This is a genomic window from Escherichia albertii NBRC 107761 = DSM 17582 (assembly GCF_000759775.1).
In the GTDB taxonomy this organism is placed as follows: Bacteria; Pseudomonadota; Gammaproteobacteria; order Enterobacterales; family Enterobacteriaceae; genus Escherichia; species Escherichia albertii.
The window spans coordinates 15,058-28,495 of record NZ_BBMY01000018.1 but is presented as its reverse complement, the minus strand read 5'-3'; the positions used below and the strand labels follow the sequence as shown (position 1 = coordinate 28,495).

The following is a 13,438-nucleotide window of genomic DNA, read 5'->3' as shown; positions in this document are numbered from 1 at the left end:
GGAAAATGAGACTCGAGTTTTCAATTTATCGCTATAACCCGGATGTTGATGATGCTCCGCGTATGCAGGATTACACCCTGGAAGCGGAAGAAGGTCGCGACATGATGCTGCTGGATGCGCTTATCCAGCTGAAAGAGAAAGATCCCAGCCTGTCGTTCCGTCGCTCCTGCCGTGAAGGTGTGTGCGGTTCCGACGGTCTGAACATGAACGGTAAGAATGGTCTGGCCTGTATTACCCCGATTTCGGCACTTAACCAGCCGGGCAAGAAAATTGTGATTCGCCCGCTGCCAGGTTTACCGGTGATCCGCGATTTGGTGGTAGACATGGGACAATTCTATGCGCAATATGAGAAAATTAAGCCTTACTTGTTGAATAATGGACAAAATCCGCCAGCTCGCGAGCATTTGCAGATGCCAGAGCAGCGCGAAAAACTCGATGGGCTGTATGAATGTATTCTCTGCGCATGTTGTTCAACCTCTTGTCCGTCTTTCTGGTGGAATCCCGATAAGTTTATCGGCCCGGCAGGCTTGTTGGCGGCATATCGTTTCCTTATCGATAGCCGTGATACCGAGACTGACAGTCGCCTCGACGGTTTGAGCGATGCATTCAGTGTATTCCGCTGTCACAGCATCATGAACTGCGTCAGTGTCTGTCCGAAGGGGCTGAACCCGACGCGCGCCATCGGTCATATCAAGTCGATGTTGTTGCAACGTAATGCGTAAACCCAGTCCTGATAAGACGCACAAGCGTCGCATCAGGCAACCAGAGCCGAATGCGGCGTAAACGCCTTATCCGGCCTACAAAAGGAATGCAGAAACCGTAGGCCTGATAAGACGCGCAAGCGTCGCATCAGGCAACCAGAGCCGGATGCGGCGTGAACGCCTTATCCGGCCTACAAAAGGAATGCAGAAACCGTAGGCCTGATAAGACGCGCAAGCGTCGCATCAAGCAACCAGAGCCGGATACGGCGTGAACGCCTTATCCGGCCTGCAAAAGGAATGCAGAAACCGTAGGCCTGATAAGACGCGCAAGCGTCGCATCAGGCAACCAGCGCCGGATGCGGCGTGAACGCCTTATCCGGCCTACAAAAGAATTGCAGGAAATCTTTAAAAACTGCCCCTGACACTAAGACAGTTTTTAAAGGTTCCTTAGCGGACGCAGAAAACACGACAAGTCCGCAACAAGTGAACCCCGGCACGCACATCTGATGTGAAATGTGCGTGGTAGTATCCACGGCGAAGTAAGCATAAAAAAGATGCTTAAGGGATCACGATGCAGAACAGCGCTTTGAAAGCCTGGTTGGACTCTTCTTACCTCTCTGGCGCAAACCAGAGCTGGATAGAACAGCTCTATGAAGACTTCTTAACCGATCCTGACTCGGTTGACGCTAACTGGCGTTCGACGTTCCAGCAGTTACCTGGTACGGGAGTCAAACCGGATCAATTCCACTCTCAAACGCGTGAATATTTCCGCCGCCTGGCGAAAGACGCTTCACGTTACTCTTCAACGATCTCCGACCCTGACACCAATGTGAAGCAGGTTAAAGTCCTGCAGCTCATTAACGCATACCGCTTCCGTGGTCACCAGCATGCGAATCTCGATCCGCTGGGACTGTGGCAGCAAGATAAAGTGGCCGATCTGGATCCGTCTTTCCACGATCTGACCGAAGCAGACTTCCAGGAAACCTTCAACGTCGGTTCATTTGCCAGCGGCAAAGAAACGATGAAACTCGGCGAACTGCTGGAAGCCCTCAAGCAAACCTACTGCGGCCCGATTGGCGCCGAGTACATGCACATTACCAGCACCGAAGAAAAACGCTGGATCCAACAGCGTATCGAGTCTGGTCGTGCGACTTTCAGCAGCGAAGAGAAAAAACGCTTCTTAAGTGAACTGACCGCTGCCGAAGGCCTTGAACGTTACCTCGGTGCAAAATTCCCTGGTGCAAAACGCTTCTCGCTGGAAGGTGGTGACGCGTTGATCCCGATGCTCAAAGAGATGATCCGCCACGCGGGCAACAGTGGTACCCGTGAAGTCGTTCTTGGGATGGCGCACCGTGGTCGTCTGAACGTGCTGGTGAACGTGCTGGGTAAAAAACCGCAAGACTTGTTCGACGAGTTTGCTGGTAAGCATAAAGAACACCTCGGCACGGGCGACGTGAAATACCACATGGGCTTCTCGTCTGACTTCCAGACTGATGGCGGTCTGGTGCACCTGGCGCTGGCGTTTAACCCGTCTCACCTTGAGATTGTCAGCCCGGTCGTTATCGGTTCTGTTCGTGCTCGTCTGGACAGACTCGATGAGCCGAGCAGCAACAAAGTGCTGCCAATCACCATTCATGGTGATGCCGCAGTCACCGGACAGGGCGTGGTTCAGGAAACCCTGAACATGTCGAAAGCGCGAGGTTATGAAGTTGGCGGTACGGTACGTATCGTTATCAACAACCAGGTTGGTTTCACCACCTCTAACCCGCTGGATGCCCGTTCAACACCGTACTGTACGGATATAGGCAAGATGGTACAGGCGCCGATTTTCCACGTTAACGCGGATGATCCTGAAGCCGTTGCCTTTGTGACCCGTCTGGCGCTCGATTTCCGTAACACCTTTAAACGTGATGTCTTCATCGACCTGGTGTGCTACCGCCGTCATGGCCACAACGAAGCCGACGAGCCGAGCGCAACCCAGCCGCTGATGTATCAGAAAATCAAAAAACATCCGACGCCGCGCAAAATTTACGCTGATAAGCTGGAACAGGAAAAAGTGGCGACGCTGGAAGATGCCACCGAGATGGTTAACCTGTACCGTGATGCGCTGGATGCTGGCGATTGCGTGGTTGCCGAGTGGCGTCCGATGAACATGCACTCCTTCACCTGGTCGCCGTACCTCAACCATGAATGGGACGAAGAGTACCCGAACAAAGTTGAGATGAAGCGCCTGCAGGAGCTGGCTAAACGTATCAGCACGATACCGGAAGCGATTGAAATGCAGTCTCGTGTTGCCAAGATTTATGGTGACCGTCAGGCGATGGCAGCCGGTGAGAAACTGTTCGACTGGGGTGGTGCGGAAAACCTTGCTTACGCCACGCTGGTTGATGAAGGTATCCCGGTTCGGCTGTCAGGTGAAGACTCCGGGCGCGGAACATTCTTCCACCGTCACGCGGTGATCCACAACCAGTCTAACGGTTCCACTTACACGCCGCTGCAACATATCCATAACGGCCAGGGGGCGTTCCGTGTCTGGGACTCCGTACTGTCTGAAGAAGCGGTACTGGCGTTTGAATACGGTTATGCCACCGCAGAACCACGTACCCTGACTATCTGGGAAGCGCAGTTCGGTGACTTCGCCAACGGTGCGCAGGTGGTTATCGACCAGTTCATTTCTTCTGGTGAACAGAAATGGGGTCGGATGTGTGGTCTGGTAATGCTGCTGCCGCACGGGTATGAAGGGCAGGGGCCGGAGCACTCCTCCGCGCGTCTGGAACGTTATCTGCAACTTTGCGCCGAGCAAAACATGCAGGTTTGCGTACCGTCTACTCCGGCACAGGTTTACCACATGCTGCGTCGTCAGGCGCTGCGCGGGATGCGCCGTCCGCTGGTCGTGATGTCGCCGAAATCGCTGCTGCGTCATCCGCTGGCGGTCTCCAGTCTCGAAGAGCTGGCGAACGGCACCTTCCTGCCAGCCATCGGTGAAATCGACGAGCTTGATCCGAAGGGCGTGAAGCGCGTAGTGATGTGTTCTGGTAAGGTTTATTACGATCTGCTGGAACAACGCCGTAAGAACAATCAACACGATGTCGCCATTGTGCGTATCGAGCAACTCTACCCGTTCCCGCATAAAGCGATGCAGGAAGTGTTGCAGCAGTTTGCTCACGTCAAGGATTTTGTCTGGTGCCAGGAAGAGCCGCTCAACCAGGGCGCATGGTACTGCAGCCAGCATCATTTCCGTGAAGTGATTCCGTTTGGGGCTTCTCTGCGTTATGCAGGCCGCCCGGCCTCCGCCTCTCCGGCGGTAGGGTATATGTCCGTTCACCAGAAACAGCAACAAGATCTGGTTAATGACGCGCTGAACGTCGAATAAATAAAGGATACATAATGAGTAGCGTAGATATTCTGGTCCCTGACCTGCCTGAATCCGTAGCCGATGCCACCGTCGCAACCTGGTATAAAAAACCCGGCGACGCAGTCGTACGTGATGAAGTGCTGGTAGAAATCGAAACTGACAAAGTGGTACTGGAAGTACCGGCATCAGCAGACGGCATTCTGGATGCGGTTCTGGAAGATGAAGGTACAACCGTAACGTCTCGTCAGATTCTGGGGCGCCTGCGTGAAGGCAATAGCGCCGGTAAAGAAACCAGTGCCAAATCTGAAGAGAAAGCATCCACTCCGGCGCAGCGTCAGCAGGCGTCTCTGGAAGAGCAAAATAACGATGCATTAAGCCCGGCAATCCGTCGTCTGCTGGCTGAGCACAACCTCGACGCCAGCGCCATTAAAGGCACCGGAGTGGGGGGGCGTCTGACCCGTGAAGATGTAGAAAAACATCTGGCGAAAGCCCCGGCGAAAGAGCCTACGCCAGTTGCAGCCCCGGCGGCGCAACCACTCCTGGCTGCTCGTAGCGAAAAACGTGTTCCGATGACTCGCCTGCGTAAACGTGTGGCAGAGCGTCTGCTGGAAGCGAAAAACTCCACCGCCATGCTGACCACGTTCAACGAAGTCAACATGAAGCCGATTATGGATCTGCGTAAGCAGTACGGCGAAGCGTTTGAAAAACGTCACGGTATCCGTCTGGGCTTTATGTCTTTTTACGTGAAAGCGGTAGTTGAAGCCCTGAAACGTTACCCGGAAGTGAACGCTTCTATTGACGGTGATGATGTGGTTTACCACAACTATTTCGATGTCAGTATGGCGGTGTCTACACCGCGTGGTCTGGTAACGCCGGTTCTGCGTGATGTCGATACTCTCGGCATGGCAGACATCGAGAAGAAAATCAAAGAACTGGCGATTAAAGGCCGTGACGGCAAGCTGACGGTTGAAGATCTGACCGGTGGTAACTTCACCATCACCAACGGTGGTGTGTTCGGTTCCCTGATGTCTACGCCGATCATCAACCCGCCGCAGAGCGCAATTCTGGGTATGCACGCTATCAAAGATCGCCCGATGGCGGTGAATGGTCAGGTTGAGATCCTGCCGATGATGTACCTGGCGCTGTCCTACGATCACAGTCTGATCGATGGTCGCGAATCCGTGGGCTTCCTGGTAACGATCAAAGAGTTGCTGGAAGATCCGACACGTCTGCTGCTGGACGTGTAGTAGTTTAAGTTTCACCTGCACTGTAGACCGGATAAGACATTATTGACTTCTCCGGCAATCGAAGCCTGATGCGACGCTAATGCGTCTTATCAGGCCTACGGTGATCACCAATGTAGGTCGGATAAGGCGCTTACGCCGCATCCGACAAGCGATGCCTGATGCGACATCAGGCCTACGGGTGATCGACAGTACCCGGACGCGATACGTCATATTCGGTCTACGGTTTAAAAGATAACGATTACTGAAGGATGGACAGAACACATGAACTTACATGAATACCAGGCAAAACAACTTTTTGCGAGCTCAGGCTTGCCAGTGCCGGTAGGTTATGCCTGTACTACTCCGCGCGAAGCAGAAGAAGCCGCTTCAAAAATCGGTGCCGGTCCGTGGGTAGTAAAATGTCAAGTTCACGCTGGTGGCCGCGGTAAAGCGGGCGGTGTGAAAGTGGTAAACAGCAAAGAAGACATCCGTGCTTTTGCAGAAAACTGGCTGGGCAAGCGTCTGGTAACGTATCAAACAGACGCCAGTGGTCAACCGGTTAACCAGATTCTGGTTGAAGCGGCAACCGATATCGCTAAAGAGCTGTATCTTGGTGCCGTTGTCGACCGTAGTTCTCGCCGCGTGGTCTTTATGGCTTCCACCGAAGGCGGCGTGGAAATTGAAAAAGTGGCGGAAGAAACTCCGCACCTGATCCACAAAGTCGCGCTTGATCCGCTGACTGGCCCGATGCCGTATCAGGGACGCGAGCTGGCGTTCAAACTGGGTCTGGAAGGTAAACTGGTTCAGCAGTTCACCAAAATCTTCATGGGCCTGGCGACCATTTTCCTGGAGCGCGACCTTGCGCTTATCGAAATTAACCCGCTAGTCATCACCAAACAGGGCGATCTGATTTGCCTCGATGGCAAACTGGGCGCTGATGGCAACGCACTGTTCCGTCAGCCTGAGCTGCGCGAAATGCGCGATCAGTCTCAGGAAGATCCGCGTGAAGCGCAGGCTGCACAGTGGGAACTGAACTACGTTGCGCTGGATGGCAACATCGGCTGTATGGTTAACGGCGCAGGTCTGGCGATGGGTACCATGGACATCGTTAAACTGCACGGCGGCGAACCGGCTAACTTCCTTGACGTTGGCGGCGGCGCAACCAAAGAGCGCGTAACCGAAGCATTCAAAATCATCCTCTCTGACGACAAAGTGAAGGCCGTTCTGGTTAACATCTTCGGCGGTATCGTTCGTTGCGACCTGATCGCTGACGGTATCATCGGCGCGGTAGCGGAAGTGGGTGTTAACGTACCGGTAGTAGTACGTCTTGAAGGTAACAACGCCGAACTCGGCGCGAAAAAACTGGCTGACAGCGGCCTGAATATTATTGCAGCAAAAGGTCTGACGGATGCAGCTCAGCAGGTTGTTGCCGCAGTGGAGGGGAAATAATGTCCATTTTAATTGATAAAAATACCAAGGTTATCTGCCAGGGCTTTACTGGTAGCCAGGGAACTTTCCACTCTGAACAGGCCATTGCATACGGCACCAAAATGGTTGGTGGCGTAACCCCAGGTAAAGGCGGCACCACCCACCTAGGCCTGCCAGTGTTCAACACCGTGCGTGAAGCCGTTGCTGCCACTGGCGCTACCGCTTCTGTTATCTACGTACCAGCACCGTTCTGCAAAGACTCCATTCTGGAAGCTATTGATGCAGGCATCAAACTGATTATCACCATCACTGAAGGTATTCCGACGCTGGATATGCTGACCGTGAAGGTGAAACTGGACGAAGCGGGCGTACGCATGATTGGCCCGAACTGCCCTGGCGTAATCACTCCAGGTGAATGCAAAATCGGCATCCAGCCGGGGCACATTCATCGCCCAGGTAAAGTGGGCATCGTTTCCCGTTCCGGTACACTGACCTATGAAGCGGTTAAACAGACCACGGATTACGGTTTCGGTCAGTCGACCTGTGTGGGTATCGGTGGCGACCCGATCCCTGGCTCTAACTTTATCGACATCCTCGAAATGTTCGAAAAAGATCCGCAAACCGAAGCGATCGTGATGATCGGTGAGATCGGCGGTAGTGCAGAAGAAGAAGCGGCGGCGTACATCAAAGAGCACGTTACCAAGCCAGTTGTGGGTTACATCGCCGGTGTGACTGCTCCGAAAGGTAAACGTATGGGCCACGCTGGGGCCATCATTGCCGGTGGTAAAGGGACTGCGGATGAGAAATTCGCTGCCCTGGAAGCCGCAGGTGTGAAAACTGTTCGCAGCCTGGCTGACATCGGTGAAGCCCTGAAAACTGTTCTGAAATAAATACCTGTAATAAGAAATAGCCCTCGCTGCTTCCCTCTACAGGAATAGCGAAGGGCTGTCGGTTTCGACATGGTTGGCCATCTTATGATGGCCTTTTTTATTTCAGCATAATGCTAATGCCTGCATAGATTGTGAACTGCGGCTGATAATCCCCGCTGTGCGCAACGGTCCACTGAGGCTCGATAAAACTGTTCACAATATAGTTGCCAATCGGCATAGCACGACCAATCCCCAACCCCGCCGGGATATAATAATCGTCCGTTTTCACATTCCACGTCCATGTTCCGCTGGAACGCAAAAACCAGCCTTTGGACATTTTGTAGATCAAAAACGGTTGCAGAGTGGCTGTCTCAACGTGGTTTCTGTCATTATCGCCAGTGAAACTTTTCTGCCACTGTATCAATGCTCCCCGCAGCCAGCGAGGCATCGTATCGACGACCACTGCGGCCAGCCCGGCTTGCCACTGTCCGGTACCCTGGCCCCAACTATGCGTTATTGGTTATTATTTGCTTGCTTATTATGTTTCTGGAAATGACAACGCCACATTCATAATTGATGTGCATAAACGTTTGATGTCTGAGTTAATGAAGCGATGTTGCTTGTGCAGGAACGTTGCCGCCTTTTGCGCAAGTAAGCAAATGCAGGGAGTTTATGTTGTGACGAGACGAATACAAGATAAAAATGCAGAATCTTGCAGACCTCTGTTGCTATAAAGGATGTCAATTGTGTATACCACTTTGTAGAACGCCCAATATATATTCTTCTGGAAGAGTATTTTTATATTTTATTGTAAGCATATTTTTTACCTCATGTATTTAACCTGGTTGCTCCATCATCATCATGGATGATGAAATAGATATATGTGTAAATGATAATATAACATTGCTCTGGCATGAATAATTAAAACTATTCCTTTAAATGCTACTATTTATCAGTATGTTATGGTGGCGGTAGCGTGTTTGCATTATGGGCTATTACGCTAATGCTTAGCAGCAGAAAAATATTTTCTCAGATAATTAAATTGCTGACATCTTGCAATATCATCATATTCATATGTTCAAATGAGAAAATATTTTGCCAACAATATCACTTTTTCTAAAAGTTAAATTAAGCATATTGATTTTGTGAGCGTCGGGTGTAATTATGCCAGACATTCGTTCAGATAAGTCAGGTCATCGTTCGAATGCCACAATGAATGGAGAATATTAAATATTTACTTTTTTTGGAGTATATTTTTTAACAGTAGAAACATTGTAAGAGAGTTGCGATGGTTTCATTATTTGAACTTCACCTTGATTAATAAAATCAATCCCCTGATATTATTTATCATTATTTGGCGAAGAGGATGCACAGGAAATTAAAGTATTTTAGTCGCATCGGTTAGTTGATCAATAACGATTGCTATATTGGTAAACATGGCGAAATAGCGATACTGACTCGGGATAGATTTATTAAAGATAAAATGCTCAAAGGTATTATTTGAAAAGTAAAGGAAAAGTGTTACTGATTCATCAGGATAAAGATGGAAATGTATCTGGTTACCAGACGGAGGTTCTATCAGAGACATTGAATCGTTGCCCGTAATATACCTGCAACTATTGTGAATGCTACGCTCACACTTCAGCAGTGGCCTCATGATTTCTGTGTATTCTTCTAATGTTAATATATTAAAATCAATTTTCATTTGAAGGAAATGGAAAAGTGTTTGTATCTCTTTTTCTGTGACAAATTCTTTTATTTTTAACTGGGAAGTAATTGGGAACCAGAAACTGAGGATCTAATCTACTTTGTTGTGTTGTGCAAATAAATTTGAACATTAATTCAGGATCAAGCATTAAATTGATTACATATTGGTGCTTTGTTTCAAAAATTATTGTTTGTATCAGGTTAAATAAATTTATTTCGTCATCAGAAAATAAAAGACATTGGCCATAGTTGTCATATGTTTTATCATTGTAAACAGAAATGGCTATTTTTTCTGGGGTGTCAATATTATATTCCAAAGCCAGATAGTTGCCTTTTTCATCGTGATTGGTTTCTAAATTATTTGGATTAATTACATGAAGTGTTTTTAATGCTGATTCGATAAGCTGTTGACTCTCGGAGGTGAATGATTTTCGCTGCGGTGTATAAAGCGTATCAATTCCAACAGTTATACGATGTGGGTCAAGGATTGCCGCAATTATCTTTATTGCCTGCACTGTGGTGGGTAATGTCGTTAGATCCTTATCTGTTTTTAGAGGCTCATTAGATGACCAACCAGAGAAGCGATTGATAACAGAACTGATATTATCAGGATTCATAGCTGCAACCTTATTGTCATTAAACGAGGCGCTGAGCGTACTCGGCTATGGAAAAAGGAACTTGCAAAAATCGCTCATTTTTTGCGTTTCTCTGGCGAGAGTTGCCTATGTTCAACAAGAAAAACCGCCTGCGTTTAACTATACCCATCCAATTTATCTCTTCATGTGATTATTCCTGAGAAAACAATAACGTAATGAGGTTATGTTGTTGCTCATAAAGAAAACAATCAATTAACTTTGATAAAAATATGTTATGTAATTTGGCAACAAATTGGCTACTCTAATCCATTAGTATTATACAAAGTCGACAAGGCTATCATGTTAAGTAAAGCACTGGTTTTTTATCTATATATTGTCATGCCGCTAATTGTGCAACATTTATTATTTACATCAATTTAACAAAAATACCACCTATGATCTATCATCTATACATAATTAACATGTTTGGTTGATTTTGATGTAAATCAATTTTTTAATTCTTGAAAAAAATCTGCAAAACGCGATAAATTGTCATAGATCAAATTGGTGATGTGGTGATAATTTCACTATAAATTGATCGCTGTCGAAAAATGCAAATTTGTTCAATAAAAACCTGTTTATTGTAAGGATTTTGCGGCGTAATATATTTGTGGGATCAATTTGGTTTATTTATTAACATATTTGTAACTTTTTATCATTGTCTTTTCCTCTTTTGATGAAATGGCAACGATAGGGGCGAGCAAATAAATTTCTATTGGGGCATGCGTGTGATCCTTTCTAACGGGGTTCACTCTCGGAGTCTTCATGCGATGAGCAAGGAGTCATGATGTTAGATATAGTCGAACTGTCGCGCTTACAGTTTGCCTTGACCGCGATGTACCACTTCCTTTTTGTGCCACTGACGCTCGGTATGGCGTTCTTGCTGGCCATTATGGAAACGGTCTACGTCCTTTCCGGCAAACAGATTTATAAAGATATGACCAAGTTCTGGGGCAAGTTGTTTGGTATCAACTTCGCTCTAGGGGTGGCAACCGGTCTGACCATGGAGTTCCAGTTCGGGACTAACTGGTCTTACTATTCCCACTATGTAGGGGATATCTTCGGTGCGCCGCTGGCAATCGAAGGTCTGATGGCCTTCTTCCTCGAATCCACCTTTGTAGGTCTGTTCTTCTTCGGTTGGGATCGTCTGGGTAAAGTTCAGCATATGTGTGTCACTTGGCTGGTGGCGCTCGGTTCAAACCTGTCCGCGCTGTGGATTCTGGTAGCGAACGGCTGGATGCAAAACCCAATCGCGTCGGATTTCAATTTCGAAACCATGCGTATGGAAATGGTGAGCTTCTCCGAACTGGTGCTTAACCCGGTTGCTCAGGTGAAATTTGTTCACACTGTGGCCTCTGGTTACGTTACCGGCGCGATGTTCATCCTCGGTATCAGTGCATGGTATATGCTGAAAGGTCGTGACTTTGCCTTCGCAAAACGCTCCTTTGCTATCGCTGCCAGCTTCGGTATGGCTGCTGTGCTGTCTGTTATCGTTCTGGGCGATGAGTCTGGTTACGAAATGGGCGATGTGCAGAAAACCAAACTGGCTGCTATTGAGGCCGAGTGGGAAACTCAGCCTGCGCCTGCCGCCTTTACTCTTTTTGGTATTCCAGACCAGGATGAGCAGACGAACAAATTTGCGATCCAGATCCCTTACGCACTGGGGATTATCGCAACACGTTCCATAGATACTCCGGTTATTGGCCTGAAAGAGCTGATGGTTCAGCATGAAGAACGCATCCGTAACGGGATGAAAGCATATTCTCTGCTTGAGCAACTGCGTTCTGGTTCTACCGACCAGGCCGTACGTGACCAGTTTAATAGCATGAAGAAAGACCTCGGTTACGGTCTGCTGCTGAAGCGTTATACGCCGAATGTGGCCGATGCGACTGAAGCGCAGATTCAACAGGCAACTAAAGACTCCATTCCTCGTGTAGCGCCGCTGTATTTTGCGTTCCGTATCATGGTTGCGTGTGGCTTCCTGCTGCTGGCAATTATCGCGCTCTCTTTCTGGAGTGTAATCCGCAACCGTATTGGCGAGAAAAAATGGCTGCTGCGCGCTGCGTTGTACGGTATTCCACTGCCGTGGATTGCTGTAGAGGCGGGCTGGTTCGTGGCTGAATATGGTCGTCAACCGTGGGCTATCGGTGAAGTGCTGCCGACGGCAGTGGCGAACTCGTCTCTGACCGCTGGCGATCTTATCTTCTCGATGGTGCTGATTTGCGGCCTGTATACCCTGTTCCTGGTGGCAGAATTGTTCCTGATGTTCAAATTTGCACGCCTCGGCCCAAGCAGCCTGAAAACCGGTCGCTATCACTTTGAGCAGTCTTCCACGACTACTCAGCCGGCACGCTAAGACAGGAGTCGTCAAATGATCGATTATGAAGTATTGCGTTTTATCTGGTGGCTGCTGGTTGGCATTCTGCTGATTGGTTTTGCAGTCACTGATGGCTTCGACATGGGGGTGGGCATGCTCACCCGTTTCCTCGGTCGTAACGACACCGAGCGTCGAATTATGATTAACTCCATTGCCCCGCACTGGGACGGTAACCAGGTTTGGCTGATCACTGCGGGCGGCGCGCTGTTTGCCGCCTGGCCGATGGTCTATGCTGCTGCGTTCTCCGGCTTCTATGTCGCGATGATCCTGGTGCTGGCGTCTTTGTTCTTCCGTCCGGTCGGTTTTGATTACCGCTCCAAGATCGAAGAAACCCGCTGGCGCAACATGTGGGACTGGGGCATCTTCATTGGTAGCTTCGTTCCGCCGTTGGTGATTGGTGTGGCGTTCGGCAACCTGTTACAGGGCGTACCGTTCAACGTGGATGAATATCTGCGTCTGTACTACACCGGTAACTTTTTCCAGCTGCTTAACCCGTTCGGCCTGCTGGCTGGCGTGGTGAGCGTAGGGATGATCATTACTCAGGGCGCGACCTACCTGCAAATGCGCACTGTGGGCGAATTGCACCTGCGTACCCGTGCAACCGCTCAGGTGGCGGCACTGGTGACTCTGGTGTGCTTCGCACTGGCTGGCGTATGGGTGATGTACGGTATCGACGGTTATGTTGTGAAATCGACAATGGACCATTACGCAGCCTCTAACCCGCTGAATAAAGAAGTGGTGCGTGAAGCTGGCGCATGGCTGGTTAACTTCAACAACACGCCGATTCTGTGGGCGATTCCGGCGCTGGGTGTGGTTCTGCCGCTGTTGACCATCCTGACTGCACGTATGGATAAAGCCGCCTGGGCGTTTGTGTTCTCCTCCTTGACGCTGGCCTGCATCATCCTGACTGCGGGTATTGCAATGTTCCCGTTTGTGATGCCGTCCAGCACTATGATGAATGCAAGTCTGACAATGTGGGATGCAACTTCCAGCCAGCTAACGCTTAACGTTATGACCTGGGTTGCGGTGGTTCTGGTACCGATCATTCTGCTCTACACCGCCTGGTGTTACTGGAAAATGTTCGGTCGTATCACCAAAGAAGATATTGAACGTAACACCCACTCTCTGTACTAAGTAAGG

8 protein-coding genes and 1 pseudogene are annotated in these 13,438 nt (G+C 49.4%); 7 read left to right on the top strand and 2 right to left on the bottom strand.

All coding sequences use genetic code 11. From position 1 onward, the window contains the following. The first annotated feature begins 5 nt into the window (after window positions 1-5). From sdhB to sucD, 5 genes are all read left to right on the top strand, one after another. Window positions 6-722 carry a succinate dehydrogenase iron-sulfur subunit SdhB gene (gene sdhB / locus EA14781_RS05330; RefSeq protein WP_001235263.1) on the top strand — a complete coding sequence of 239 codons (717 nt, stop codon included), beginning with the start codon at window positions 6-8 and terminating at the stop codon, window positions 720-722. Window positions 723-1,272: 550 nt separating this feature from the next. Further along, the gene (sucA, locus tag EA14781_RS05320; protein WP_001181485.1) at window positions 1,273-4,074 is read left to right on the top strand and encodes a 2-oxoglutarate dehydrogenase E1 component; all 2,802 of its coding nucleotides are present in this window, start codon (window positions 1,273-1,275) and stop codon (window positions 4,072-4,074) included. 14 nt (window positions 4,075-4,088) lie between these two features. After that, a complete protein-coding gene (odhB, locus tag EA14781_RS05315) occupies window positions 4,089-5,303 on the top strand; it encodes a 2-oxoglutarate dehydrogenase complex dihydrolipoyllysine-residue succinyltransferase (RefSeq protein ID WP_000099867.1) in 1,215 nt (404 codons plus the stop codon). Window positions 5,304-5,564: 261 nt separating this feature from the next. Next, complete coding sequence (gene sucC / locus EA14781_RS05310; RefSeq protein WP_001048618.1) at window positions 5,565-6,731, top strand: ADP-forming succinate--CoA ligase subunit beta; 1,167 nt, start codon at window positions 5,565-5,567, stop codon at window positions 6,729-6,731. After that, entirely contained in the window at window positions 6,731-7,600 is an 870-nt protein-coding gene (sucD, locus tag EA14781_RS05305) for a succinate--CoA ligase subunit alpha (protein WP_000025461.1), read from the top strand. Before sucC ends, sucD begins: the two co-directional genes overlap by 1 nt. Window positions 7,601-7,697: 97 nt before the next feature. Here the strand turns inward: sucD and EA14781_RS05300 are convergent, their stop codons facing one another. Together EA14781_RS05300 and EA14781_RS05295 are read right to left on the bottom strand one after the other, a co-directional pair. Beyond that, a complete protein-coding gene (locus tag EA14781_RS05300) occupies window positions 7,698-8,042 on the bottom strand; it encodes a hypothetical protein (protein WP_002430202.1) in 345 nt (114 codons plus the stop codon). A 915-nt stretch (window positions 8,043-8,957) separates the two neighbouring features. Further along, window positions 8,958-9,903, bottom strand: a pseudogene (locus EA14781_RS05295) (hypothetical protein). Between the two features lie 805 nt (window positions 9,904-10,708). Between EA14781_RS05295 and cydA the strand changes: the two are divergent. Together cydA and cydB are read left to right on the top strand one after the other, a co-directional pair. Then, window positions 10,709-12,277 carry a cytochrome ubiquinol oxidase subunit I gene (gene cydA / locus EA14781_RS05290; protein WP_002430200.1) on the top strand — a complete coding sequence of 523 codons (1,569 nt, stop codon included), beginning with the start codon at window positions 10,709-10,711 and terminating at the stop codon, window positions 12,275-12,277. Between the two features lie 15 nt (window positions 12,278-12,292). Continuing rightward, the gene (gene cydB / locus EA14781_RS05285; RefSeq protein ID WP_000568264.1) at window positions 12,293-13,432 is read left to right on the top strand and encodes a cytochrome d ubiquinol oxidase subunit II; all 1,140 of its coding nucleotides are present in this window, start codon (window positions 12,293-12,295) and stop codon (window positions 13,430-13,432) included. The last annotated feature ends 6 nt before the right edge of the window (window positions 13,433-13,438 follow it).

Coding starts and splice junctions, on each gene's coding strand:
- sdhB (WP_001235263.1), top strand. CDS start 6: ATGAGACTCGAGTTTTCAATTTATCGCTATAACCCGGATGTTGATGAT.
- odhB (WP_000099867.1), top strand. CDS start 4,089: ATGAGTAGCGTAGATATTCTGGTCCCTGACCTGCCTGAATCCGTAGCC.
- sucC (WP_001048618.1), top strand. CDS start 5,565: ATGAACTTACATGAATACCAGGCAAAACAACTTTTTGCGAGCTCAGGC.
- cydB (WP_000568264.1), top strand. CDS start 12,293: ATGATCGATTATGAAGTATTGCGTTTTATCTGGTGGCTGCTGGTTGGC.
- sucA (WP_001181485.1), top strand. CDS start 1,273: ATGCAGAACAGCGCTTTGAAAGCCTGGTTGGACTCTTCTTACCTCTCT.
- cydA (WP_002430200.1), top strand. CDS start 10,709: ATGTTAGATATAGTCGAACTGTCGCGCTTACAGTTTGCCTTGACCGCG.
- sucD (WP_000025461.1), top strand. CDS start 6,731: ATGTCCATTTTAATTGATAAAAATACCAAGGTTATCTGCCAGGGCTTT.